Source organism: Sphingobacteriaceae bacterium (genome assembly GCA_016715905.1).
GTDB lineage: Bacteria > Bacteroidota > Bacteroidia > B-17B0 > Aurantibacillaceae > Aurantibacillus.
On the sequence record JADJXI010000003.1, the window covers coordinates 872,127 to 898,038 of the forward strand.

Genomic DNA, 25,912 nt, shown 5'->3' on the forward strand with positions numbered 1-25,912 from the left:
TGTATTATTTTGTTAGTTCAATTACGTTTTCGCTAATGTAATTTAATTCTTCTTCCGACATTTCGGTGTGAATGGGTAATGATAGAACATTTGCACAAAGTTTTTCCGTAACCGGAAAATCACCTTTTTTATATCGATCGCTTTTGTAAGCGTTTTGCATATGCAATGGAATAGGGTAATAAATCATAGCCGGTATACCGCGTTCGGCCAATTGTTCTCTTAATTTGGCACGATCCACGCCATTTAAAACCAAAGTATATTGATGAAAAACGTGCGTGGAATTTTTTGAGCGCACCGGTGTTTTTATTTTGGGATGATTTGAAAATGCTTTATCGTAAAATGCAGCGGCTTTATTTCTGGCTAAGGCATATTCGTTTAAATGTTTGAGTTTCGCTTTTAAAACTACGGCCTGTATAGTATCTAACCTGGAGTTAACTCCTAACACATCGTGCACGTATTGTACACTTTGTCCATGATGTGCTATCATTTTTATTTTTTGAGCCAATTCGCTGTTATTGGTGTAAAGAGCTCCACCATCGCCATAACATCCCAAATTTTTACTTGGAAAAAATGAAGTGCAACCTACATCACCAATCGTACCGGCTTTCACTTGTCTTCCATCACTAAACGTATAATCCGAACCAATAGCCTGAGCAACATCTTCAATCACAAACAATTTATGTTTTTTAGCCAATTGCATTATTCTTTCCATATCGGCACATTGTCCAAATAAATGCACAGGAACAATGGCTTTTGTTTTTGATGTGATATTCCGCTCCAAGGCTTCAATGTCAATATTGAATGTGTCGGGATAAACATCTACTAATACAGGTGTCAATCCTAACAGGCCTATCACTTCCGCTGTGGCCACATAAGTAAAACTTGCTGTAATCACTTCATCACCGGGCTTCAGGCCAAGTGCCATCATAGCTATTTGCAGGGCATCGGTGCCGTTTGCACAGGGAATAACATGCTTTACATTTAAATACTTTTCTAAATCGTTTTGAAACTCTTTAACAGCGGGACCATTTATAAATGCTGCATTATTAATTACATCCTGTATACCGCTATCAATTTCGGATTTTATTTTCTGGTACTGACTTTTTAAGTCGACCATTTGAATTTTTTTAGTAGGAATCATTTGGAGTGCTTAAGCTTGGGGTGAAGTTAAGAAGAAATTAGCGTATCTCAATCAAAAAAAGGCTTTAAAGCATTGGTAAACCAATCGGGTATGGCTGTGGGTTTGCCTGTACTTTTCTGAATAAATACCAGGGTAACCGAACCCGAATTAATCAATTCGCGTTTAGCATTGTAACATTTATATTCAAAAGGTAGTTTTACTCCGGTAGGCATTTTACTGATTGTTGTCACAATACTAATTTCATCATCGTAAAAGGCCGGTTTTTTATACTGAATGGAATAATCCACAACCGGTAAAAGTATCCCTTTCTCTTCTACTTCCTTATAACTAAATCCGAGCAAACGCATGGTTTCCACACGGCCAACCTCGTAATATTGAGCGTATACCCCATAATAGGCGTATCCCATTTGGTCTGTTTCGCCGTATCTTACTCTTATTTTTGTTTCGGAGCTTATCATCTTACAGAATTAATTATTTTTACAAAAATAAATTTATTTTTATGAAGCGTGTTGTTATATACTGGTTATTTCTTTCAGTATTTATACAATCTTGTCATAAGCACTTGGTTAAAACCAAGACTGACTTTAATTATGTTGACTTGCAGCAAACGGAAGCTTCAATTGTTTTAACGGATTCCATAAAACGATACAAAACGATTGTGGATCATGAAACCTCAAAAGTAATTGCGATAGCTGATAATCCCTTAACTAAAACCGGAAATGAAAACACCTTAGGTAATTTTGTGTGCGATGCCATGGAGCAGGTTTGTTTGCAGCAATATAAAATTAAACCGGATATTACCCTGGTAAATCGGGGTGGACTAAGAGTTGAATTACCAAAAGGAGAAATCAAAAAATTGCACTTATTCGAACTGATGCCTTTCGAAAATCAACTGGTGGTTTTTAGTATTACGGGCAAACAATTAATGGAGGTGATTGCATTAATAAAAGAATACAAACATTCTTTTAAAGGCATGCGTTTAGATTTTACTACTAACGAGGAGGTTATACTTATAAATGAGTTAAAGTTGGATACAACCGCTATTTATAAATTGCTGACTAGTGATTACATAGCCGAAGGGGGAGATAATTTTAAAATGTTTGGCAAACCAAGCTATTTAAATTCCGATAAAATTAAATTGAGGGAAGCTTTAATACAGTATTGTATATTTTTGAATGAGCAAAATAAACATATAATTCCTTATACCGATGGAAGGTACAAATAGAAGAGATTTTTTAAAATACATAATGGGTTCGGCAGTTGGTCTTTATGGCTTAGATGCATTAGCAGTGAATAAATCGCTATTGAAAAAGGATTTCAAGAAGTTAACCGTTTTGTATACCAATGATCAGCATAGCAGAATTGAGTCATTTCCCGGGAATGACCCTAAATATCCGGACATGGGTGGATTTGCCAAGCGAGCGGCAATAATCGAAAAAATAAGAGAAGAAGAAAAAAATGTACTGTTATTGGATGCCGGAGATATTTTTCAAGGTACTCCCTATTTTAATTATTTTGAAGGCGAGTTAGAGTACAAGTTAATGAGTATGATGCAATATGACGCAACCACATTTGGTAATCATGATTTTGATTTGGGTTGCGAAAATTTGGTGAAACAAATGCCCCATGCAAATTTTGATTTTATGAATTGCAATTATAATTTTAATGACTCGATACTGCATAAACACCCTCAAATTAAAGCGTTTAAAATATTTAGAAAAGGTGGAATTAAGATTGGTGTTTTAGGAGTTGGGATTGATTTAAAAAATTTGGTGAGTGATAAATTAGTTGGTGGAGTTCAGTATCAAGACCCTGTGTCGCAGAGTGATCGAATAGCTGCATATTTAAAAAAAGAAGAAAGGTGTGATTTAGTCATTTGCTTATCTCATTTGGGATATAGTTATAACAACAGTAAAATTTCAGATAAAATTTTAGCTTCTCAAAGTGAAAATATCGATTTAATCATTGGGGGACATACCCATACTTTTTTGAAAGAGCCCGATTTGATTAAAAATAAAATGGGAATCGATATTCCGGTTACACAAGTTGGTTGGGCAGGAATTTGGTTGGGAAAAATAAATTATTATTTTTCGCCCTGCGGAAAATGGACCTATAAAAGTTGCGAAAATCATCCTGTTTTATAGGGGAATAATAATTTTTCAAACTTCCAAATTAAATTTGAAAAAATAAAAAAATTTTTTTTTGAGATTTTTTATTGCAAACACAAATAATCGCATTATATTTACAAACAAGTTACTGTTGAAAGCGAATACACACAAATTATATAGATTAACTTATTTAGAATTATGATGAAGGAAAAGACTGCAGAGCAAGTATGGAATGGATGTCTGGAAATAATAAAAGACAATGTGAGCCAGCAAAATTTTAAAACCTGGTTTGAACCAATTAAACCAATTAAATTAAACAACAGTGTTTTAACCATACAAGTACCATCACAGTTTTTTTATGAATGGATTGAAGAACACTATATCACTTTAATTAAAAAAGTGATTCGTAAGGAATTAGGTGCTGAAGGTAGATTAGAATACAATATTATAATGGACAATGCTTCCGGTAAAACGGAAACCCCAATAACCTTCAAGTTACCGAATATTAGTACCAATTTAAAAAACCCTTCGGTTTCTATGCCGATTGAGGTGGGTAGTTCAATAAAAAATCCTTTTGTTATTCCGGGACTTAAAAAAGTACAAGTAGAATCGCAATTAAATCCGAATTACAGTTTTGATAATTTTGTTGAAGGAGATTGTAATCGTTTAGCGCGCAGTGCAGGATTTGCCGTTGCACAAAAGCCGGGAGGAAATGCGTTTAATCCATTATTATTATATGGAGGAGTGGGATTAGGCAAAACTCACCTTGCTCAAGCTATTGGTATTGAGGTGAAAAAGAATTATCCCAACAAAACTGTATTATACGTTCAGTCAGAGAAATTTATTACTCAATTTATAGAGTCGATTAAAAATAACAATCAAAACGATTTCGTACATTTTTATCAAATGATCGATGTTTTGATAATTGATGATGTGCAGTATTTTGCAGGTAAAGAAAAAACACAAGATGTATTTTTTCATATTTTCAATCATTTACATCAATTAGGAAAACAAATTATTTTAACTGCTGATAGAGCGCCAGTTGATATTCAAGGAATTGAGCAAAGGTTACTTTCCAGATTCAAATGGGGTTTAAGTGCAGATTTACAAGCGCCGGGCTTAGAAACCAGAATTGCTATTTTAGAAAAGAAGGTTTACAACGAAGGAATTCAACTTCCTAAAGAAGTGGTTGAGTATTTAGCTTATAGCATTACTTCAAATGTACGTGAATTAGAAGGAGCCTTAATTTCCTTATTAGCTCAGTCGAGTTTGAACAAAAAAATCATTACGCTTGAATTGGCAAAAGCCATGATTGATAAATTTGTAAAGAGCACTGCTCGCGAAGTTTCAATCGACTATATCCAAAAAGTGGTTTGCGATTATTTTGATTTAGCTATTGATACCATGAAGTCTAAAACCCGCAAAAGGGAAGTGGTTCAGGCTCGCCAAATCGCTATGTATTTTGCTAAAAACATGACAAAATCTTCATTGGCAACAATAGGAATGCATTGTGGTGGTAAAGATCACGCAACTGTATTACATGCTTGTCGAACAGTAAATAACTTAATGGATACCGATAAGCGTTTTAAAGCATATATCGAGGAACTCGAGAAGAAAATCAGTATTAGCAACTAAATTTAAAACCCTAAGGAATTAGGGTTTTTTTGTTCAAACTTTATCTTGCGAAAAACAAAATTCTCTTTTAGCTTTAATCAATCAAATAAAATGATTCCATAAAAAATAAAATCAGGTTTATATTATGAATAAAATTACAGTAATAGGTAGCGGAACAATGGGAAATGGAATTGCGCATACGTTTGCGCAGTTCGGCTACGAGGTTTGTTTGGTTGATATTAGCGACGCTGCTTTGCAAAAAGCTTTAGCAACAATAACTAAAAATCTCGACAGACAGGTTTCTAAAGCTGTTATAAATGAGGAACAAAAAAACAGTACGCTTAAAAATATTAAAACTTTTACGGATATAACGAAATGTGCTACAGATTCAGATTTAGTGGTTGAAGCAGCCAGTGAAAATGTGGAGGTGAAACTTAAGATTTTCAAACAACTCGATGAAATTTGTCAGCCTTCTACTATTTTAGCGAGTAACACTTCATCAATTTCTATTACTAAAATTGCATCTGTAACCAAGCGAGCTGATAAAGTAATTGGTATGCACTTCATGAACCCGGTACCGGTTATGAAATTGGTTGAAGTGATCCGAGGGTACAATACTTCAAATGAAGTTTGCGATTCCATTATGGAGCTCTCAAAGAAATTAGGTAAAATTCCGGTAGAAGTGAATGATTATCCGGGATTCGTGGCCAATAAAATTTTAATGCCTATGATCAACGAGGCTATCATTACTTTATACGAAGGAGAGGCAGGAGTAACAGAAATTGATACCGTAATGAAATTAGGAATGGCTCATCCAATGGGTCCGTTACAATTGGCTGACTTTATCGGTTTGGATGTTTGTTTAAATATTTTACGTGTGTTACAAGACGGATTCGGTAATCCAAAATACTCGCCATGCCCACTTTTAGTGAATATGGTTACAGCCGGAGATTTAGGTGTGAAATCAGGCAAAGGATTTTACGATTACAGTGGAGGCGGAAAAGAATTAGTGGTTGCCGAAGGATTTAAAAAAAAAATTGAATCAACCTCATTAGCCTAGTTTTTACTATTGATACCTTATAAAAATATACTTCCCATTGAATTTCCCAATATTCCAAGCGCAGGGGTGTATTATTTTAATACGCAAAGCGGATTGAGGTACGAAGTAAGGTTTGGTCGATTACAGGATAATATTTTACATGCCAACATCGTGTTTGGTGTTGTGAATGATGAATTTGAAGGTGAAGAATATGTAACCACCAACAGAGGAGAAGTGTATCAGGTGATGAATACCATAGTGGAAATTATTAAAAACTACATGAAGGAGCATCCCAAAGTTAACGTGTATGAATTTAACGCAGTGGGAAGAGACAACGAAGATGAAAGCGTTGAAAATGCGCGTATGGTGCTTTACAAAAGATTTCTACCTAAGATTTTTGAAAGCGGCTGGAAATTTAAAATAGATGGTAATTTTGCCCTGGTTACCAAGCAATAGAATCTCAAATTATTGCATTCTTTCACGTTTTTTACATTTAGTTAATTTTTAATATTTTGAATTATTAGCATTAAGTGATAAATTAGTGTAATGTTACCCGTTAAAAATTACTCCATAGAAGCGATTAATCATTTTACAACGCATTGTTTGAAAGATGTAAGTGGTTTTAATTGGCTGATGAATAATAATCATCGGGAACTTTTGGCAGTTTTGGATGCTATACGAGATGATAAAAAGGCTTTTCAGTATTTAATGGATGGCAAATATTTTGTTTTAGCTGCATTCGTTAATTCTATTTGGGAAGATCAGAAGGCTTTTAAATTTTTATTGGATATGAAGGCATTTGATTGGGCGGCAGCAGCCAATATCATTAATGGGGATGAGAAGGCTGAATTAGCCTTAAAAAGGGCAGGGAAGGATCATTTCATTCGATTAGCACATGCAATTCAAAGCCGTATACATGAGGATGGAGACCGAGCTACTAGTCCGGTTGGAGTGATTCGAAACATATTTGATTTTAAAAAGGCATTTAAGAAAGAATGAGAATCATAGATGCTATTCCGCACCCTTCCATGACCATTAGTATTTTCTCAATGAATAATAAATACATTGTGAAATTTGAAGCCGGACCCATGGAGCAAGTATTTAAGTTTAATTCAGACGATATCGGAGGAGTGGAGCAGTTGAAGAATAAAATTAATGACGAATTTATGGATCAAACGATGTTGCGTTTTAAAGAAATGTTTTTGTTGTACAAAGAGTTGTAATTAAGGCGAAGGCTATTTAAAAAAAATCTCTTTTCCTAAAACAAAAATACCAATAATTAAAGTAAACCACCCAAAGGCCGGCTTTAGTTTTTTTGCTGAAATATATCCCGCCAATAAGCTTCCAATTATTATTCCTGAAATAGAAATAGCAGATAACACCAATAAGGTTTTCCAATCAATTTCCTGATTACCCAAATTTCCGGTAAATCCAATTAATGAATTCAAGGCTATAATAGTAAGCGAAGTGCCTATGGCTTTTTTAAAATTTAATTTTAGAAAAGTCATTAATACCGGAACAATAATAAATCCGCCTCCGGCTCCCACAAACCCGGTTAATAAACCAACCATTAATCCTAAAAAAACAATAAACGGTATTCCGAAGGGGCTTTTGAAAAATTCACGCCAATTGGCATCACTTTGTAAATTTGGTTTACGTTTTTTAATCATGGAATACGAAGAGCCTAACATGAGTACGGCGAAAACAACGAGGATGATGGAGTTTTTAGACAATACTAAACCTAAAAAATTTATCTCTTCCGGTACAGCGGGCAAAATATATTTTCTGGTGCAAAATACACCTACAACAGAGGCAATGGCAAATTGTACTATAGCTTCCACACTTATGTTTCCGTTTTTTAAATAAGTAAATGAGCCTATTAAAGAAGTAATGCCAACAATAAAAAGAGAGTAGGAGGTAGCGGAAGTAGAATCAAGACCTTCGAGATAAACTAAAATGGGTACTCCAAGAATTGAGCCGCCACCGCCAATCAAGCCCATTACTAAGCCAATTATTACAAAACCTATATATGTTGTCCAGTTCAATTTAATTTCATTTTAATGGATAATTCATTTAATTGTTCTTCGCTAATTTCACTGGGTGCATCTATCATCATATCTCTGCCGGAATTATTTTTAGGGAAGGCTATAAAATCGCGTATACTTTCAGCCCCACCAAACAAAGAACATAAGCGATCAAATCCAAAGGCAATTCCACCATGCGGCGGAGCGCCATATTCAAATGCCTGCATTAAAAATCCAAATTGTTTAGTAGCTTCTTCTTGGCTAAATCCAAGGGTATTAAACATTTTAGCTTGTAATTCTTTATTGAAAATTCGTATGCTTCCACCTCCCACTTCTACGCCATTAATAACTAAATCGTAAGCGTTTGCTCTAACAGCACCCGGATCACTGTCTAACAAATGAATATCTTCCTGCTTTGGAGAAGTAAAGGGATGATGCTTGGCGTGCCATCTTCCGGCCAATGAAGCGAGTAAGTTAGGATCGCCCTCATTCCACTCCAGTAAAGGAAAATCAATTACCCATAAACAAGAGAATATGGTATTATTCCGTAGGCCGCATTTATTGCCCATTTCCAAACGAAGTTCACTCATGGCTTTTCTTGTACCACTTTCTTTGCCGGCTAAAACCAAAATTAAATCACCGGGTTGCGATGCGCAGGCAGCGCTCCATTTCTTAAGCTCTTCTTCGTTGAAAAATTTATCTACACTTGATTTTAAAGTGCCATCTGTATTATGTCGCATATAAATTAATCCCGTGGCTCCAATCTGCGGACGTTTCACCCAATCGGTTAATTCATCCAATTGCTTGCGGGTATATTCCGCGCAATTTTTTGCGCAAATAGCAAGTATAGTTTCTGCATCATCAAAAACCTTAAAATTTTTTCCTTTTACTATTTGAGTTAAGTGCACCAACTTCATTTCAAAACGCGTATCGGGTTTATCGTTGCCGTAATATTTCATGGCATCGGCATAAGTCATGCGTTTAATCGGTGGGATATCAATTCCTTTTAAACTTTTAAATAAATGCCCAACTAATCCTTCAAACGTATTTAAAATATCTTCTTGCTCAACAAAACTCATTTCGCAGTCGATTTGCGTAAATTCAGGTTGACGATCGGCACGTAAATCTTCATCTCTGAAACATTTTACGATTTGGTAGTAGCGATCAAAACCACTCACCATTAATAACTGTTTAAAGGTTTGTGGGGATTGAGGTAAAGCGTAAAACTGACCGGGGTTCATTCGGCTGGGAACTACAAAATCACGAGCTCCTTCAGGAGTTGATTTAATTAATACAGGTGTTTCTACTTCTAAGAAGTTTTGTTTATCTAAATAATTTCTGGTTTCAAGTGCCATTTTATGGCGAAGTTCCAGGTTTTTGCGTACGATATTTCTTCTCAAATCCAGGTAACGGAATTTCATGCGTAACTCATCACCGCCATCCGTTTCTTCTTCAATAGTAAAAGGCGGTGTGATTGCATTATTTAAAATGGTAATTTTTTTAATTTTCAATTCAATGTCACCGGTTGCTAAGTTTTTGTTTTTATTCTCGCGTTCAACCACTGTTCCTTCAACTTGCAATACCATTTCGCGAGTTAAACTATCTACATGTTGAACATTTTCATTTTTGTCATCTTCTAAATAAACCAATTGCGTTATACCATATCGGTCTCTTAGGTCAATAAAAGTAGCGCCGCCAAGTTTTCGGGATTTCTGCACCCAACCACAAAGCGTAACTTCTTTGTTAATATCGTTAATTCTTAATTCACCGCAAGTATGCGATCGTAGTACCGTTTTGAGCATAATTGTATAAAGGCTTAAATTTATTGAAAAAAGGTGAATTGAGGGCAATTTCCTCGTTAAAAATGAATTCGTATTGCTATTTATTAAAACTCCAGTTTAAAGCCGACCAGAATTCCATTTCTTACTTTTTGTTGAGGTTCAAAGCCAAGTACATATTCCACTCGTATAAAGCGAAACAACTTTTCAATTCCAAAATTGGCTTCAATATATTGAGGTAATTTTTCGTTTGCCAGAAAATGCACACCGGCAACTTCCTGAATTTTTAATCTTTTAAAAACCGGAATTTTGTTAATGATAAAACCATTAAAATGGTGTTCAGCATGCACTTCAAAAAACCATTCTGAAGAACTGAATGAGTAATAAGGTAATAATCGATAACTGCCCAGGTAATCTGAATTGAGAATGATCGTTTGATTGCCATTAAAATTCTTTTGATCCATCAGATACATATTTTTAGCATTAATAAAATATCCTCCTTTCAAACTAAAACGAAAATTGCCAAATAATCCCAATCGAATTCGATCCGATAAATTCGCGCTAATTAAATCGTAATCCACTACCGATTCAAGAACAGGAATTGCTTTTTTGTAGGTAATGCTCAATCTGGGATATTTACTTCCGTTAATCCATTTTTGATCAGGTAAAGAAGAATATTTTTGTTTGAAACGAAATGAGAAAGTGAAGTCGGTGGTAAATGCATTATGTAAGCTGAATAGAGAATCGTGTGTGTTCGGAAACAACGGATCGTTGCTTGTAAATAATTTTTTGGTATCGTCAATAATAAGTTGATCACTTTTATTTTGTAAGGATTCTCTTTCCACATATTTTAAAACGGTATGAAAGAAAATACCGTTGCTTATTTCCGAAAAATAACTGATTTCTCCACCGCTTTCCTTATATAACTTCATGTAATTTTCATTCACAAGTAAGGAATAAATGGAATTTACGGGACCTATGATGGGGTCCTGCTGATTGTATTGTTCCACTATGCTTTTCAAATTCATGCCAATTCGTGAAAATTTTTTCGGATTATAACGGTAATGTATGCCGGCCTCTCCGCCCCAAAGTTCGTTGGCAAATCCGTAACGGCATTTACCATTTATATTCAAGTGTTTTTTATTTTCATAATCTTTTTCTAAAGAAAATTTGTAACTCAGGTTTAATCCTTCTACGGTGTTATATTGAATGCCGTTTGCAATTATTCCCGGGAATTGAATGGTAATATCTTTTTTGCTCTTTTGATAGTTATAACCCATAAATACATCCGAAAATTCAAAGCGGTTTCTTTTTTTGTCAATAGAATCTTGATAACGCGGACTATCATGGACAACTTCAATACTGTCCTTTTCCCGGTAATCAGCCTGCTCTTCTTCCGTTAATGGAACCGGACGATAAGCATTCCAGTAAGCGCTGTCTTTTTTATTGGCTTTTTCTTCAACCTGTAGCACTTCATTTTTAAAAAAGTTATCTGGGTAAATCGGGTTTAGGTCATAATCTTTAATGTGGGCATTAAAGTATCCCTTTCCGCTTACGCCAAAGGCATTAAAATCAAAGGAGAAGTTGATGGTAACGGGCATCCAAATGCTATCGCCAATAACAGAAGCGCACAATTGTTTTACATGCAAGGTATCTACAAAATTTATTTTTGTTTCCTTGGTTAACATTAAATCCGCTCCTGTAATTCTCCAGGTGCTGTCTTGTATGTAAATAATTCCTCTAAAGCAGGGGTCTGTTTTCCGTTTAGGAACTACTTTTATTTTACTAATAATTTTACCTTCATCTTCAATTTTTCCAAGCAAATAAAACTTATAAAAGAAAAAGGCGTTATCATTTAGCGGAGAAATGATTGGTCGAGCACTTAAGCCTCCCATATTAATTAAATTTTCATAAAAATTAATATCCATATCGCCCAGTTTATTAAAACTAAAAGCTTTGTTGTTTCCGCTCACTTTACTGGCGTACATAATTTCTTTTTCTTCGTCGGGTTTTCTGAAATGATATTTTGAAATGCATTCAGAGAGGTAAACCACGCCTTTAATCTGAGATGTATCCTCTGCTTCTCCTCCGCCTAACTTCATTAAAAGCCCTAAATTTTTGGGTATTTTAGAAATGCGCTGTAATCCTTTTATGTAGGCCATGCAAGTAAAAGCATTTACTTGTTCCAGAAAAAATTTGCGTTTTTTCAATACCTTACGCATAATCGGGTAAGCGGGGTCTTCACCGGCTTTCACTTCAATTTCTTTTAATGAAATACCATCTTGTTTAAGCGTTACATTTATTTCCTGGTTGGAATTCAGATTTACCGGAATAATTTTCCTCCCAAATCCTACATATTGAAAAATCAGTTGGTAATCTCCCTTTGGGAGTTTTAATTTATAGGCTCCGTTTTCGTTACTATTGGTTCCGTAAGTGCCACCTTGTACTATTATGGTTGCAAAAGGTAATTCTTCTTTATCGCCATAAATTTTACCGGAAATGGTAAACATTTCTTGTGCTGTGCAGTAAGCTGATAAGGCAAAGAGTGTGATCAAAAAAATATTCTTCATTGCCATATGACCTTCGGAAAGATTAGATTAATTTTCCTTTTGATAATTAGTAAAAGCGTAAGCAATCAGATTGGCTCCCATTTTTAAAGCTTTTGTTCTTGTCTCCTCACTATTTTTATGTACATCAAAACTTTCCCATCCGTCGCCCAAATCGCATTCGTAATCATAAAAGCATAATAGTCGTCCTTTGTAATTCAATCCAAATCCCTGAGGGGCTTTATTATCGTGTTCGTGAATTTTGGGTAAGCCATTTGGAAAATCATATTTTTGATGGTAAATAGGATGATCAAAAGGTATTTCAACAAAATCTAATTCCGGAAAAACTTTTTTCATTTCCAATCTAATAAATTTATCCATTCCATAATTATCGCTGATGTGTAAAAAACCTCCGGCTATTAAATATTTTCTCAGATTTTCGGCTTCCTGGTTGCTGAAAATTACATTCCCGTGGCCGGTCATATGCACAAAAGGGTAATTAAAAATTTCTATACTACCGGCATCTACAACGGCCTGTTCCGGGTTAATAGTGGTGTGTAGATTGGTATTACAAAATTTAATTAAGTTGGGTAAAGAAGTTTCCAGATTGGCATACCAATCACCACCGCCATTGTATTTTAAGAGTGCAATTTGAAAAGATGAAGAAGTAGTGTGATAACCAGAAAATAAAAATAATGCGCAAAAAATACTCAGAGATTTCAGGATTTTGGTTTTCATTATTTAAAATTACACGTTTTTAAAATAGTACACTAATTCTATTGCTTGTTTGGCCTCTAAAACATCGTGTACTCTTAAAATTTTAGCACCATTTAACAAGGCTATGGTATTTAATACTGTAGTTCCGTTTAAAGCGCTTACCGGATTGGTTTGAATAATTTTATTAATCATACTTTTTCGCGATACACCGGCCAGCACAGGAAAACCCAATGAGGTATATTCCTCCAGGTTTTTCAGTAAGGTATAATTATGTTCAAGGGTTTTTCCAAATCCAAATCCCGGATCAATAATTATTTTATTAAAGTTTAAGGCTTCAAATTTCGCAATGCTATTTTTAAAAAAGTCTTTCACCTCGGTAGTTACATTTTGATAAGTGGGATTTTCCTGCATTATTTTTGGATTTCCCTGCATGTGCATCAAAATATAAGGTATTTGAATTTCGCTTATGGTTTGATGCATTTTTGAATCTAAATTTCCCCCGCCAATATCATTAATAATATCTGCGCCAAACTCAGCTGCACGCTTGGCAATTTCGCTTCTGTAAGTATCAATACTTATAAAAGTATCAGGAAATTCTTTTCGGCATTGTTTTAAGGTGCCTGTTAAACGGTTCCACTCTTCCTCCAGGGTAATCTCGGAAGAACCCGGACGACTCGACATGGCTCCTAAATCAATGATATCAGCCCCCTGTGCTAATTTCTCCTCAATATCACGCATAACATCGCTTGTTTCGAAATATTTATTGCCGTCGTAAAAACTATCCGGAGTCAGATTGATAATAGCCATTACCAAAGGCTTAATAAATGTTAATGATTTATCATTAAAACTAAAGTCGGTTTCTATTATTTCGTTAATTTTAGAGCTCATATTTATTATGCAAAATACCTCACAACAATATGATTCGGCCATTTCGCAATGCAAAGATATCTTTTTAAAGAAAATGAAAGATTATGGCACGGCTTGGCGTAATTTAAGACCCAGTTCCATCACCGATCAGATTTTTATTAAAGCGCAACGGATAAAAAGCATTGAAGAGAAAGGTACTCAAAAAATTAAAGATGACATTAAGGGTGAATATGTTGGAATTATTAATTATTGCCTCATTGCTTTAATGCAACTTGATTTGCAAAATGATGAGCGAATGGAAATGCCCGTAGCAGAGATTGAAGCCATGTACGATAAACATGTTTTAATCACTAAAAAATTAATGTTAGACAAAAATCACGATTATGGAGAAGCCTGGCGAGATATGCGGGTAAGCTCTTTAACCGATTTAATTTTAATGAAAATATTCCGGGTAAAACAGATTGAAGATAACAAAGGCAAAACGATTATTAGCGAAGGAGTGGATGCTAATTACATGGATATGATAAACTATTCGGTTTTTGCCTTGGTGAAGTTGAATTAATCGCAATTTTCAAATCACTAAAACTCTTCGTTAAAAATAGCTAATCCGTTTTTTTTGTAATTAGTACTTGTTACCTTTAAACTGTATTTTGAAAATATGAAAAAATTTTTAGCATCTAAATTGTTTCGTCTGATATGGTCAGCGGGACTATCCTTATTATTTTATTTTATTTGTCCGGAGTGTTTTAGTAAAACAACTTTAGCCTTTATATTAGGCATTTTGTTAGTGTTAGTGAATTTAGCGGAGTTTATTGGCAAATTTGTTTGGTTAACGCATATTACACGTTTTTTGGTGGGCGCGCTATTTATTTTTTCGGGTTTTATCAAAGCCAATGATCCATTAGGTTTCAGTTACAAATTAAAAGAGTATTTTGAAGTTTTTCAGGGTGATACCGGCTGGGCATTTTTTGAAGGGTTTGCACATATTGCCTTGCCTCTTGCCATTATTGTTTGTGCCAGTGAAATTATTTTGGGTGTTATGCTATTACTAGGCATGCGCGTGAAGTTAACCTTGTGGTTATTATTTGCACAAATTGCTTTTTTCACATTCCTGACTTTTTATTCAGCTTGTTACAACAAGGTTACGCATTGCGGTTGTTTTGGCGATTTCTTAGTATTGAAGCCCTGGGAGAGTTTTTGGAAAGATATAGCCTTGATGATAATGATTACGTTATTATTTGCCGGTGAAAAAAATATCTCCGTATTATTCCGCCCTTTAACTACCAGCACCGCATTTTTAGCCGGTTTAATTTTTTCGATAGCCTTCCCGGTATATGCTTATCGTAATTTACCTCCTTTAGATTTCAGGGCATACGCACCGGGAATGAGTATTAAGGAGAATATGAAAACACCGCCAACTTATCAGGCCCCTGTTATTGAAACCGGATTTATTTATGAAAATTTAAAAACGGGCGAGAAAAAACATTTTAATATGCAAAATTATCCGTGGCAGGATACTTTAAATTGGAAATGGTTTGCAACGGATAATGTAGTAGTGAAAGATGCTGTAGATCCTCCAAAAATAACTGATTTTACAGTGAATGATTTAGAAGGGAATAATGTTACTGATATTATTTTGAACGATAAATACCATACTTTTTGGTTAATCATGCATAATCTTTCTGAAACGGAAGTGGATGAAAGTTTAATGGCGCAAATCAATGACTTTGTGAAATTAGCTAATCAAGATGAAATAAAGGTGATTGCCTTTACGTCCAGTGATGTTAAGCTTATAGAAGAATTTAAAAGTAAAAATAAAGCCACTTACGATTTTTATATAGTTGACGGAATTGTTTTAAAAACCATGGTAAGAGCCAATCCGGGATTGATGTTGGTGAAAGACGGAACCGTTATTCAAAATTGGCATCACAATAATTTCCCGGTTTATGGGGAAGTGAAGGCAACATTAATGAAGTGATTAAAGTTAGATGTGGTAATTTATTAATGTGGTGATTAGTTAATGTCCTAATTAGCTGATTTTTTGATTTGAAAATGTGCTAATTGACTATATTCTAAATTTCTTACTTTATTTACGGTACATTATTCTATTAAACAATCAATTCATTAACTAATCAGCACTTTAATAAGCGTAATCTTTCAGGTAAGAAAACTTATCGTTTAACTTACCGTCGACACAAATAGATGCACGTTCAATTACTTTATCCGGATCTGTTTCAAAAAGGAATGGTAAAACCCGTTCTGCTAAATCTTTCCCAAAATCTTCGCTGGCATCTCGAGGTAATTCACAAGGTAAATTATCCACAGCCATAATACAAATGGTATCTTTATTAAAAGGCAAATCTTCGTGATGATTTAAAATATTATAACCGTAAAACGGATTTGTAATGGTACTTGCTCTTAAGGTGGTTGGTACTGAGCCGTCAATATCACAGGTAATGTCGGCAATTACGGAAATTCTGAAATCACGGGCTTCCATTTCTTTTTGGGTAAACATTTTGGGTGAGCGAGGGTCCCAATAATGTGACGAAATATATAAATCCGTTACCTTGGTAAAAGCTTCAAACTTTGAAACAAAATGTTCGGGATGTTTGAAGAAATCATTTAAATCAAAGTTATGATCATCGGGCCGCTCTACGTAATCTCTTGGGTTAAGCTGGCAATAAACCGGCTCTCTGAAGGTCATTGTTAAAAATTCATCGGCCGTAACTTTTCTAATTCGTAAAGCGCTTAAAGTTTCAATGGCCCCATTAGCAACTCGTCCACCGCCGGTTAATGCAATTTTTATATTAGGTAATTTCACTCTTTTTAATTCTTCTTCCATTTCGGCGCGATCTCTGCACAAGTGCGCGGCTTTGAGGCGGAACAAATCGTATTTTAAACCATAACCTAAAATTCCGTTATAAGCGCCAACTACACCGGCATATCGTCCAAAACCTATTATGCGATTATTATTTTTATCGGTCAGGGTTTCGTAATCTATCATTTGAATTTTCTTTTCAATTAAAGCGTGCATCAGTTTTTGATTATGCGCTTGCTTTTTGATGGTATGAGAAAAGAAAAAATATTTTTTACCGGAAATGAGTTTATCGGTTGGTACCTCTTTCACGCCCATTAATACATCGCAATCCGATAAATCTTCCTGCAAAGTAACGCCAAAAGCGGTGTACTCTTCATCGGTATAACTTCTGATTTTACTGGGTTGAACTACAATATCTACATTTTTATAGGTACGTGTTAGGTCCGCACAAATTAGGGGAGTTAAAGGCACTCTTTTATCCGGAGGAGATTTTTCTTCCCGCAATACACCAATTTTTATCTTTTGCATGTAAGTTGAATAATGTTGTAACTTTACAAAGATAGCATTTATGCCTTGAGATTGTCTTATTTCATACTCATCCCTTTTATTTTATTATTGAATAATTCTTTGAATGCACAGGTTAACAATCCGCTGTATCAAAAATTTTCTCCGGCAGCTCTTCAAGAAGATGCATTGGTTATGAAAAAGGCTATTTTGGCAGTTCATCCGGGTATCGGTATTTATCAAACCCGAAGTTACTACGAACAACTTTTTGATGCATTCATCAATTCGATTAAGGATAGCTTAACGGAGAAGCAGTTTAGAATAAGAGTGAAAATTATTTTAGATGAATTGAAGTGCGGACATACAGAGGCGGTATCATCCAAAGCGTATTTAAAAGCTTTTGATAAAGAAAAAGTGCCGTATTCTCCCTATGTTTTTTTACCCTTGGGAGATAAAATTTATGTACTTGCCGGTATCAATAAAAAAAAGGATACTTTATTGAAACGAGGTGCTGAGGTTTTAAAGATAAATGCTGTAAGCGCAAATACCATGATAGAAACATGTCGAAAAATTATTTCTACAGATGGAAACAATGAATCCGGCAAGGAACATTATTTAAAGTTGGGCTTTAATAGTTATTTTCCGGCTTTATTTGGGCGGCCCGATACTTTTGTGGTTTTAGTTAAAGCAAATGATTCTTTGGAACAGATTAAATATCCTACTGTAAAAAGTAATCATTATCCTTCTATGCCCATTTCCCCGAAAGAAGATAGCAATTACGTAGCTTATAAAAAGGCGGCAATTAAATATAAATTCTTAGATAGTGCGGGTAAGAGTTTGCATCTAAAATTATACGCTTTTTCCCGTAAAAAATATAAAAGGATTTACAAAAGAGTATATAAACAAATGAAGAGAAAGGGCACTGAAAATTTGGTATTGGATTTGCGCTATAACGGAGGAGGTAGTTTAGAAAACGCTTATGGTCTTTTATCATACATGTTACCTGAACCTACCACCCAAACCTTGTGGACAGCCAATAAAAAATATCCATATAAACAATATGTGAAAGGTAATGTGTTTTTTAAATTAATGCGATTTGGTTTTTCTGTTATTGCGAAGAAGGAAAGCCGCAATGATACCGACCGTTATGTATATACTATTAAACCGGTTAAAAAAAACGGATATACGGGTAAAATTTATCTGCTGATTAATGGAGGGTCTTTTTCTGCTTCATCCATGGTTGCTGCTTATTTAAAAAGTAAGACCAATGCAACTTGTATTGGAGAAGAAACGTCGGGAGCAAAGGAAGGTTGCAATGCCGGAATTACCCCATATTATAAATTACCCCATACAAAAATTAAAATAAGAATTCCTGCATTTCGAATCATTCATGATGTAAGTCCTCAAATTACCGGAAGAGGAGTAATGCCGGATGTTCCTGTTCAATACACGATTGAGGATATCATAAAAAGAAGAGATTTAGAACTCATTAAAGTGAAAGAAATAATTGGATTGAGTCGTTTAGATTAATTAACTTGCTACCTTAAATTCATGCCTTTAAAATTAGTATTGGAGCGAATCGCAAGTGTTGGTGTAAGGCAAAATTACCAACCCTGGGAGATTTATTTAACCAGAAAGCAAAATCTCGTTTCCCTCTTAGGAACATTTAATTTGATAATTGCTACAATTATTTTATTAGTTATTGGTTATCCTGAATTGGCTTGGCAAGTGGCCGGATGTTTAATTCTACCGCCATTTGTTTATTTATTAAATAAACGTTCGGGTTATGTGGCCGCCTCTTATGTATTTGTTGCTGTAGGTTATGTTGTTTTCTTTTTGCTTTCGGTTCGCTTAGGTGATGAATCTTGGTCTTTTTTGTATTATTTCCCTTTAATAATTGGAATAACTCAAATGCTTGGGAGAAAAGAAATGCTTAAACACCTGATTGTGCAATTGGTGATTTGCTTTTCTGCCATTTTTTTGGCTACTTATTGTAATCAAAAGGATTTTTTTCAATCAATAAATTTGGGAGAGAATTTATCAACGATTAGAACGATTAATATAGTATTCGCTTTTTTTACAACAATGTTTTTTGTGGTAATTATAACAATCGAATCGATAAAGCAAGAATATCAGATAAAGACCGCAGTTAAGCAAAAAGAGGTGTTGTTAGCCGAATTGTTTCATCGTGTAAAAAATAATTTAAATATTGTAACAAGCATATTAAATCTGAAAAAGGGGACTGTTGAATCAGAAGAAGGCCGGCAGGCTTTAGAGGATTGCAGAAACATGGTTTTTAGTATGGCATTAGTGCATACCAAGGTGTATAATTCAGCAAGGATTGACACTTTAAATTTTAGGGAATATTTGAAAGATTTGATTAAAGATTTACAGGCTTCAATAGGAGGTAAGTGTCAAATAGATTTTATTGGAGATCAAATGGATGTTTTTCTGAGCGTGTCAAAAGCAATACCATGCGGATTAATTGTAAACGAATTAGTTACAAATGCGTTTAAACATGCAAAAGTGGAAGGTCAGGAACTGCTTATTCAAGTAAGTTTAATGCAAAATATAGGCGATGTAAAATTAGTAGTTCAAGATAACGGACCCGGAATGGAAAATAATTTACACAATCACAATTCTATGGGAGTAGAGTTGATTAAATCATTAAGCGAGCAAATCGATGGTATTTGCAAGTTTGAAAATAGTAAAGGTCTGAAATTTGAATTGACCTTTAAGATTTAATTATTTGATAGGTTCAATGGCGTTGACCATTTCATATAATAATTTTTCGTTGGTGGAATTTAAAGCCTGCATATTTTCTTGCCAGGTATAAATGATGTAAAAATGATTATCAACTTTAGTTTGATATCGGATTACATCGTATGATTTCGCTTTTGTTTTACTATCTGTAAAATTTGATTTTTTTCTTTCGAATGAAAAAGCTTTGTTTTTGGTGCGGTCCCATTTTTGAACATCTTCGAAGTGAAGTGACCCCACAAAATTACGTTTGGTAGAATCCAGGCCTGATTGCGTACTTGCATAAACCACCACGTTCATTTTTCCATCTCCGTGAGTGCGGAAAAAGTAAACGCCACCACATTTACACATTTCGTTTCCGGCATCTTCCCATGGTGTGGCTCCACCAAATTCTTTGGCATTCCATCCGGCCGGAGGCGTGTATTTTAATTGAAGATTTTTTGATTTAACGGTTTGTGCCTGTATTCCAAAGCTCAGAATAGCAACACACCAAGTAATAAATGCTTTTTTCATAATCATTCGAATAGTTAAATATACTAAATACAGTAAAAACACCTTTAAAATTTATTAACTTTGTATCATAGTTCTTTGAAGGATTTTAGGTTAGTTGAAGGAATTGCGTCATTCGTACTTCTTCAATTACATTTCATAAATCCAAATGGGTCCGACCGGTTTTGACAGTAGGCGCATTTAGTAAGTAAGCATGTAGAGCGTTGTAAGAAGAGCTCTTAAAACTAAACTTTCAAAACAATTAATTGGCGAAGGTAATACTTACGCTATGGCTGCTTAATCTAGGATTTTGCAACCTTTGCTTTCCGATGAGCTAAACTGCTCTGCGCATTGGGTAAAGCATCATAAATGTGTAGTTTGTTTATAGGATGCTATTACTATAAACAATATTAATAGTTAAGTTAAAAGTTGATTTGAATAAACGTCTGCTTTTAATCGAAAATCAAGTTTATTCTAAACATGTAGAAGGCTTATTATTTCCTTATTTGGACGAGAGTTCGAATCTCTCCGGATCCACTCCATGGAAAGCACGCCAAATTCGGTGTGCTTTCTTTTTATTTCCTTCGAAATCCTTGTCTTTTACTGCATACTAGCGATACCACTTCATTGATTTTGAGAGTTCGAACTTTTTTATTCTCAAAAATCAACCCGGCAGGAAATATCGAACTCACTATACGTTTCTTAGTGGCTACATCCCTTTGTTCATAGTACTTGTCGAGGTCTTTAAGGAGTTCGACACAATCATCAATTTTAGAATCCATATTCACCATGCGAGTACTTATTTTACTTAACTCCAGAGTAAGCTGAGTGATCTTGTTTTCTATATCAATTCTTGTTTCTTTGAATTCATTAGCTGGCATTTCACCATCCAGCATTAATTCCCTTGCATTTGCGATACGCAGCTTCTGTTTCGCTATCTCCCGATGAACCGCATCCATTTCCGCTTTTCCACTTGTATTATTATCCTTCAATTTAAGCTTTAGTGTCGCTGAAAATAATTTTAAAGAATTTGGCTTTGGTTTAATAGTAATCAATAGTTTCTCAAAAGCTTTATTCAACAATTCTGCCTTTTGCCTTTCCTTGCAACCTTTAATACAGTGGTAATAGGGATATAATGTTCCCATTTTTCCTTTTGAGAAAGATGCCGTTAATGGGTTACCACATCTAGGGCATATAAGATGACCTCTAAGTGGGAATTCAGGTCGTACTGTTTTAAATTCACTTGGAACGTTTTTTCTCCTTACTGTTAAAAGCTCTTGAACTTTATAAAAGGTTGCTTCATCAATAATTGCTTTATGTTTTCCATCTATCCATTCTTCAGGTTCACCTTTATATGCAGGAATTAGTACCTTACCTATATAAGCCTTATTTCTCAGGAATTTCCAAAACGCATTTCGTTCACACTTCAATCCTTTTTTATTTAGCCTGTGTCTTACCTCCTCTATGCTATACAAGCCAGTTGCAAATTCTTTAAAAGCGAGCTTCACTAACTTCTCTTGAGTTCCTCCTTCAGGTGTTATTACCGGACGATTAAATTCATTCCTCGTATTCTTATAACCACGAGGGCAAGCACCAAGCCATCTTCCTTCTTTTTTACCCCTCCTTATACCATGAAAAATATTTAGTGCTCTTCTGTCGTTATCTACTTCTGGTGCGGTTAGATATATAGCAAGCATTACTTTTTGTTCTGGAATATCTAAATCCAGTGGCTGCTCCATCGCTCTTGCTTCTACGCCTAGTTTCTTTAATTTACCTAATTCAGCATATGCTTCGGGCGCATTTCTTGAGAAACGATCCCACTTCAAAAAATAAATATAATCAACACTGTTTTTATTGTAACGCAAAAATGACATGATCTTTTTCCATTCAGGACGATCAAAAGATTTTCCACTTTCGTCATCGTGATAAAAACCTATCACATCGATATTATTGTTTTCACAAAATCTAAATAGCTTTTCCTTTTGATCAGCTGGGCTATAGCCATTATTTTGTTCATCAGTTGACACCCGGGTATAAAGTATGGCGCGCTTTTGCATAATTTATTCTATTTTATTATTATTACATTTTGAATCATTTTTTTCCATTGATTCGATGGCGATATCAGCTAATTCAGAAAGCCAGTTTCTAATGAGAATGATTTGTTCATCCGTTAATCCTTCCGCTTCATCTTCTAAAATATCTCGACATTGTTTTACCGTTAACATTGAGTTGCGTTGATGCAACTAAAAGCCTTTTCATTGGGTTTTAATAATTGTTTTAAATAGAGCCGTTTCCGCGGGTCTTAAATTCGTGTTTTATTTTTAAAATATAAGTGCTTATCGTTTCTGTACTTTATTGTTATTTCGCTGTAATCATTTAAACCTAATATCCTCCGAATCTCTTTTGCTTTTTGTTCCATTATATCTCCGTCTGTAGTTTCTTCTATAATGAAATCTTCATTGTTATTACGCTTAATGCTTATTTCTTTAAAATTTCTTTTATTTAATGCATCTAGTACTTTTTTCTCATTGCGATCAATAAAACCCCATACCATTAAATTATCTTCATTTTTAGGCTCCTGCATAAACTCTTCAATGTAGCGCCTTATTGGAATAATAACGTGCGGAATTTTCATCCATTGATTAAATACTTCCGTGAAATCGTTAATGTTTTTGTAATTAAAGCAAATAGAAGAAAATTTATCTCCCTCCAATAAAACAATAATGGCACCTTCATCATTTAATATTAATGATCTATGTATCAAAGATCCAAATAAACTAGTAAGATGCTTTTCTTCAGAAGCAACTTCACTTTTATTTGTATTGATAGATTGTATAATATCCAATTGTTCTTGGATTTTACTACGTGACACATTAGACTGCGTTTTTAAAAAATCAGAATATTCAGAAAAATCTGTTGTTATCAGTTGAACAATATCAGTATCTAATACACTCTTTAATTCTTTTATTACTTCCAGCCCTATTCCAAAGCCACGCAATGTTTTAATACAGTTTAACCAAACATAATCATATAAATTAAGCCTCACCCATAAACGTTTATCATCATCCTGAATACTGGCATCTACAAGCCCTTCATTCTTCCAATGGATATATGTCCTTGGATTAATGCCAATCATTGCAAGAGTAGCTTTCCTTTCAGTTATCCTGGGGTATATCTTTTCAAATTCAATTGTACTACCTAAATAGTTCTCTAATTCATCAATTGAACGCAATTTTAACTTGTTGTTCATATATGTTAATAATTTTATGGCACAAATGTAATATAATTAGCCTATATTTGAAATAAAATCAGCTAATTTTATCCACATGGCTAATAAAACGAACATAAACGCTCCTAAAGAATCGGCACTTGCGGTTGATACTACTTCACCGTTCTATAGGGTTTGTCCATATAGTTCGTGCAATAAGCCCTTTATGTACACCCGATCAGATCAGAAATACTGTAGCCGAAAATGCCAAAATGATGATTACAATAAGTTTAGGCTTACTCGTAAAAACACTGGCGGCCCTCCTCCTGAATCAAGTGCCGACAATAATAGCTCCCCTTTGATAGTTGAGGATGCATTAAAAGAAATTAATGAGCCTAAACAAACAGAGCAATTACCAGAATCTGTTCCTAATGAGCAAATTTCTATTGAAGATCCTAAAGAATTAATATATAAAATGAATATTAAATTTTTAAATAGTCTTGTATTAAACAAATACAACGAAATAATTCTTCATACAGAAGTTATGATGGATAACAAATTTGATTTCACGTGTTCTTCAGGTAGATCACCACTCCATAACATCGAATCTAAATACAACTGTCACTTCTTGGTATTCGGTAAATACCGAGTTTATAGAATTGATTTTGATAAATTACTAATTAAAAAAATAACACAATGATAAATACTTACGCAAAAATAGATGAATTGTTTGGTGCACCTCTTACTTCAGTGCCAAAACCAAATGTACCTTTCAAAATAAAAGGCTGGCATTTAATAGCAGGGGGCGCTGTTGCCGGATTAGCAATTTATGGAGCCTATTGCTTACATGATAAATATTTTGGTGATGATGAAAATATTCCTAATCAAAATAAGAGTGACAAAAATCAAGAGTCATCAAATATCAAACAAGATCATTTTGATGATTACATTAGAAAACAGGAAAGACGTAGATAAAACTTCATTTAATCAAATTGACGAAATCAAGTTCAATTATAAAATCAAAAACTGGTTTCAAGTTTAGTTTTCACACAAAACCCAAAGGCCATTTATTGACCTTTTTTGTTAATTAAAAGACCTTAAAACAAAATATAATAATGTAAAAATGATTAAATTTGAGATAAGCAAAGCCATATAGGTTTTGTAAAATAATTAGCGTTTAGCTAGATGACCCGTCTATAAAAGTCGAAAATTAATTGCACAGGGAAGTTTAAGCTAACGCTCACAGATGACGTGAGCGTTACTTTACTTTGTGCAAGGGCTTCGACTCCCTATAGACAAGTGTGGTAACTAACTCACGTCTATTTTTTTGCATCAATTTAACTTAAGATATATGAAACTAAAATTAGTAAATACCGCTTCGTTTGAAAATGAACCTTATGATTACTATTTCTATCAAGATCCTTACAACTTGTTTTTAAACTTGGGCATAGAGTTAAATGTGGCATTCTTTGATGGCTGTAAAGCCATTCAAGATCAAACAGTGATGAAAATATTGAATTGAATGTAAATAAAGAGGTAGCAAATTTCATTTTCCATAAAAAAGGCTACTATACGTTACATCGTTTTGAATATGAAAATGGTGTGTTTTTTTCATTATTCCAGATAATAAAGAAAAGCAATGGCATCGCGCGGGAAGTATTATCATAAAAGACTTAACTAACCCTAATCTAATAGAAAATATTATAGGATACTTTTCTGATTGCATTGACGATGCAGAACTAATTATTTTCTATAGACTTATTGACGGAATTAAAAAATATGGGGTGTTATCTCAAGGAAAAATAATTTTAGAGCCTATATATGACTCTATTGAATTTGATGTTGATTATTTTGAAAACGACCAAGTTTTCACCCTAAAAACAGGGAGTGAAATTTTGTTTTATAGTATTAATTCAAATGATTTTGTAAACAGTAAATAAACATGAAACTACACCGAGGTATAATAATTGTTGGGAATGACAACAAATTACAAGTTAAGTGTCCAGGATCAATTCACGAACTATCTACACAGATTGAACCAATTGAGGTTTAATATTAATGATAAAGTAATTGGTGTTAATAGATGGGAAATTAACATCATATTTAATTTTAATTTGAGCTCTGGGAAGAATGAGTTTGGTTATTACTCTAAAAAATGGATTGAGGATACTTTTAAAATACAAACTTTAAAAGATTTTAATCCTACAACATTTGACCCCTACAATTCGGAGCACGAACTTTCCGAAGAACTAGAATTGAAACGTGATCAAGTAATTAGCGTATCAGTGTAATTTTTCTA

Annotated in this window: 27 protein-coding genes and 1 other RNA gene; 16 read left to right on the forward strand and 12 right to left on the reverse strand. The window is 34.2% G+C overall.

Annotated features, from left to right (window positions below; all coding sequences use genetic code 11):
- Positions 1-4: 4 nt before the first annotated feature.
- Both IPM51_04150 and IPM51_04155 read right to left on the reverse strand, forming a co-directional pair.
- A complete protein-coding gene (locus IPM51_04150) occupies positions 5-1,117 on the reverse strand; it encodes a DegT/DnrJ/EryC1/StrS family aminotransferase (GenBank protein ID MBK9283493.1) in 1,113 nt (370 codons plus the stop codon).
- 71 nt (positions 1,118-1,188) lie between these two features.
- Positions 1,189-1,599, reverse strand: a complete 411-nt coding sequence (locus IPM51_04155; GenBank protein MBK9283494.1) for an acyl-CoA thioesterase — start codon at positions 1,597-1,599, stop codon at positions 1,189-1,191.
- Positions 1,600-1,640: 41 nt separating this feature from the next.
- On the opposite strand from IPM51_04155, the gene IPM51_04160 reads away from it, so the two are divergent.
- The 7 genes from IPM51_04160 (at position 1,641) to IPM51_04190 (ending at position 7,125) form a co-directional block, all read left to right on the forward strand.
- Complete coding sequence (locus IPM51_04160) at positions 1,641-2,366, forward strand: 5'-nucleotidase C-terminal domain-containing protein (GenBank protein MBK9283495.1); 726 nt, start codon at positions 1,641-1,643, stop codon at positions 2,364-2,366.
- Positions 2,350-3,285 carry a metallophosphatase gene (locus IPM51_04165; protein ID MBK9283496.1) on the forward strand — a complete coding sequence of 312 codons (936 nt, stop codon included), beginning with the start codon at positions 2,350-2,352 and terminating at the stop codon, positions 3,283-3,285. Before IPM51_04160 ends, IPM51_04165 begins: the two co-directional genes overlap by 17 nt.
- A 165-nt stretch (positions 3,286-3,450) precedes the next feature.
- Complete coding sequence (gene dnaA / locus IPM51_04170; protein MBK9283497.1) at positions 3,451-4,884, forward strand: chromosomal replication initiator protein DnaA; 1,434 nt, start codon at positions 3,451-3,453, stop codon at positions 4,882-4,884.
- A 124-nt stretch (positions 4,885-5,008) separates the two neighbouring features.
- Entirely contained in the window at positions 5,009-5,923 is a 915-nt protein-coding gene (locus tag IPM51_04175) for a 3-hydroxybutyryl-CoA dehydrogenase (protein ID MBK9283498.1), read from the forward strand.
- A 9-nt stretch (positions 5,924-5,932) separates the two neighbouring features.
- Positions 5,933-6,358, forward strand: coding sequence for a hypothetical protein (locus tag IPM51_04180; protein MBK9283499.1), 426 nt, complete (start codon positions 5,933-5,935; stop codon positions 6,356-6,358).
- A gap of 90 nt (positions 6,359-6,448) precedes the next feature.
- Complete coding sequence (locus tag IPM51_04185; GenBank protein MBK9283500.1) at positions 6,449-6,901, forward strand: hypothetical protein; 453 nt, start codon at positions 6,449-6,451, stop codon at positions 6,899-6,901.
- Positions 6,898-7,125, forward strand: a complete 228-nt coding sequence (locus IPM51_04190; protein ID MBK9283501.1) for a hypothetical protein — start codon at positions 6,898-6,900, stop codon at positions 7,123-7,125. The genes IPM51_04185 and IPM51_04190 overlap by 4 nt, the downstream gene beginning before the upstream one ends.
- 12 nt (positions 7,126-7,137) lie before the next feature.
- Here the strand turns inward: IPM51_04190 and IPM51_04195 are convergent, their stop codons facing one another.
- From IPM51_04195 to folP, 5 genes are all read right to left on the reverse strand, one after another.
- Positions 7,138-7,902: a sulfite exporter TauE/SafE family protein gene (locus IPM51_04195; GenBank protein ID MBK9283502.1), complete on the reverse strand. Its 765-nt coding sequence runs from the start codon at positions 7,900-7,902 to the stop codon at positions 7,138-7,140.
- 41 nt (positions 7,903-7,943) lie between these two features.
- Entirely contained in the window at positions 7,944-9,728 is a 1,785-nt protein-coding gene (aspS, locus tag IPM51_04200; GenBank protein MBK9283503.1) for an aspartate--tRNA ligase, read from the reverse strand.
- Between the two features lie 83 nt (positions 9,729-9,811).
- Positions 9,812-12,274, reverse strand: a complete 2,463-nt coding sequence (locus tag IPM51_04205; protein ID MBK9283504.1) for a carboxypeptidase-like regulatory domain-containing protein — start codon at positions 12,272-12,274, stop codon at positions 9,812-9,814.
- Between the two features lie 27 nt (positions 12,275-12,301).
- Positions 12,302-12,988: a DUF4159 domain-containing protein gene (locus tag IPM51_04210; protein ID MBK9283505.1), complete on the reverse strand. Its 687-nt coding sequence runs from the start codon at positions 12,986-12,988 to the stop codon at positions 12,302-12,304.
- 9 nt (positions 12,989-12,997) lie between these two features.
- The gene (gene folP, locus IPM51_04215; protein MBK9283506.1) at positions 12,998-13,774 is read right to left on the reverse strand and encodes a dihydropteroate synthase; all 777 of its coding nucleotides are present in this window, start codon (positions 13,772-13,774) and stop codon (positions 12,998-13,000) included.
- 88 nt (positions 13,775-13,862) lie between these two features.
- Here folP and IPM51_04220 point away from each other — a divergent pair, with 88 nt between their 5' ends.
- Together IPM51_04220 and IPM51_04225 are read left to right on the forward strand one after the other, a co-directional pair.
- The gene (locus IPM51_04220) at positions 13,863-14,396 is read left to right on the forward strand and encodes a DUF1599 domain-containing protein (GenBank protein ID MBK9283507.1); all 534 of its coding nucleotides are present in this window, start codon (positions 13,863-13,865) and stop codon (positions 14,394-14,396) included.
- A 96-nt stretch (positions 14,397-14,492) separates the two neighbouring features.
- Positions 14,493-15,812: a DoxX family protein gene (locus tag IPM51_04225; protein MBK9283508.1), complete on the forward strand. Its 1,320-nt coding sequence runs from the start codon at positions 14,493-14,495 to the stop codon at positions 15,810-15,812.
- Positions 15,813-15,974: 162 nt separating this feature from the next.
- Here IPM51_04225 and IPM51_04230 read toward each other — a convergent pair whose 3' ends face one another.
- Positions 15,975-17,180 (reverse strand): alanine dehydrogenase, encoded by a 1,206-nt coding sequence (locus tag IPM51_04230; protein ID MBK9283509.1) that lies wholly within the window; start codon positions 17,178-17,180, stop codon positions 15,975-15,977.
- 51 nt (positions 17,181-17,231) lie between these two features.
- Here IPM51_04230 and IPM51_04235 point away from each other — a divergent pair, with 51 nt between their 5' ends.
- Together IPM51_04235 and IPM51_04240 are read left to right on the forward strand one after the other, a co-directional pair.
- Positions 17,232-18,686, forward strand: a complete 1,455-nt coding sequence (locus tag IPM51_04235; protein ID MBK9283510.1) for a hypothetical protein — start codon at positions 17,232-17,234, stop codon at positions 18,684-18,686.
- Positions 18,687-18,707: 21 nt separating this feature from the next.
- On the forward strand, positions 18,708-19,901 hold the full coding sequence (locus tag IPM51_04240) for a sensor histidine kinase (GenBank protein MBK9283511.1): 1,194 nt from the start codon (positions 18,708-18,710) through the stop codon (positions 19,899-19,901).
- On the opposite strand, the gene IPM51_04245 is transcribed toward IPM51_04240, so the two are convergent.
- Positions 19,902-20,429 (reverse strand): hypothetical protein, encoded by a 528-nt coding sequence (locus IPM51_04245; GenBank protein ID MBK9283512.1) that lies wholly within the window; start codon positions 20,427-20,429, stop codon positions 19,902-19,904.
- A 147-nt stretch (positions 20,430-20,576) separates the two neighbouring features.
- On the opposite strand from IPM51_04245, the gene ssrA reads away from it, so the two are divergent.
- Positions 20,577-20,945: a transfer-messenger RNA gene (ssrA, locus tag IPM51_04250) on the forward strand.
- 35 nt (positions 20,946-20,980) lie between these two features.
- Here ssrA and IPM51_04255 read toward each other — a convergent pair.
- The 3 genes from IPM51_04255 to IPM51_04265 all read right to left on the reverse strand — a co-directional run bounded on the left by IPM51_04255 (position 20,981) and on the right by IPM51_04265 (position 23,655).
- Entirely contained in the window at positions 20,981-22,462 is a 1,482-nt protein-coding gene (locus IPM51_04255; GenBank protein ID MBK9283513.1) for a recombinase family protein, read from the reverse strand.
- A gap of 3 nt (positions 22,463-22,465) precedes the next feature.
- On the reverse strand, positions 22,466-22,630 hold the full coding sequence (locus IPM51_04260) for a hypothetical protein (protein MBK9283514.1): 165 nt from the start codon (positions 22,628-22,630) through the stop codon (positions 22,466-22,468).
- Positions 22,631-22,707: 77 nt separating this feature from the next.
- Entirely contained in the window at positions 22,708-23,655 is a 948-nt protein-coding gene (locus IPM51_04265) for a hypothetical protein (protein MBK9283515.1), read from the reverse strand.
- Between the two features lie 76 nt (positions 23,656-23,731).
- On the opposite strand from IPM51_04265, the gene IPM51_04270 reads away from it, so the two are divergent.
- The 4 genes from IPM51_04270 (at position 23,732) to IPM51_04285 (ending at position 25,904) form a co-directional block, all read left to right on the forward strand.
- Positions 23,732-24,313 carry a hypothetical protein gene (locus tag IPM51_04270; protein MBK9283516.1) on the forward strand — a complete coding sequence of 194 codons (582 nt, stop codon included), beginning with the start codon at positions 23,732-23,734 and terminating at the stop codon, positions 24,311-24,313.
- On the forward strand, positions 24,310-24,588 hold the full coding sequence (locus IPM51_04275; protein ID MBK9283517.1) for a hypothetical protein: 279 nt from the start codon (positions 24,310-24,312) through the stop codon (positions 24,586-24,588). Before IPM51_04270 ends, IPM51_04275 begins: the two co-directional genes overlap by 4 nt.
- A gap of 376 nt (positions 24,589-24,964) precedes the next feature.
- Positions 24,965-25,135 (forward strand): hypothetical protein, encoded by a 171-nt coding sequence (locus IPM51_04280; GenBank protein MBK9283518.1) that lies wholly within the window; start codon positions 24,965-24,967, stop codon positions 25,133-25,135.
- Positions 25,136-25,655: 520 nt separating this feature from the next.
- Complete coding sequence (locus IPM51_04285) at positions 25,656-25,904, forward strand: hypothetical protein (protein MBK9283519.1); 249 nt, start codon at positions 25,656-25,658, stop codon at positions 25,902-25,904.
- Positions 25,905-25,912 lie beyond the last annotated feature (8 nt).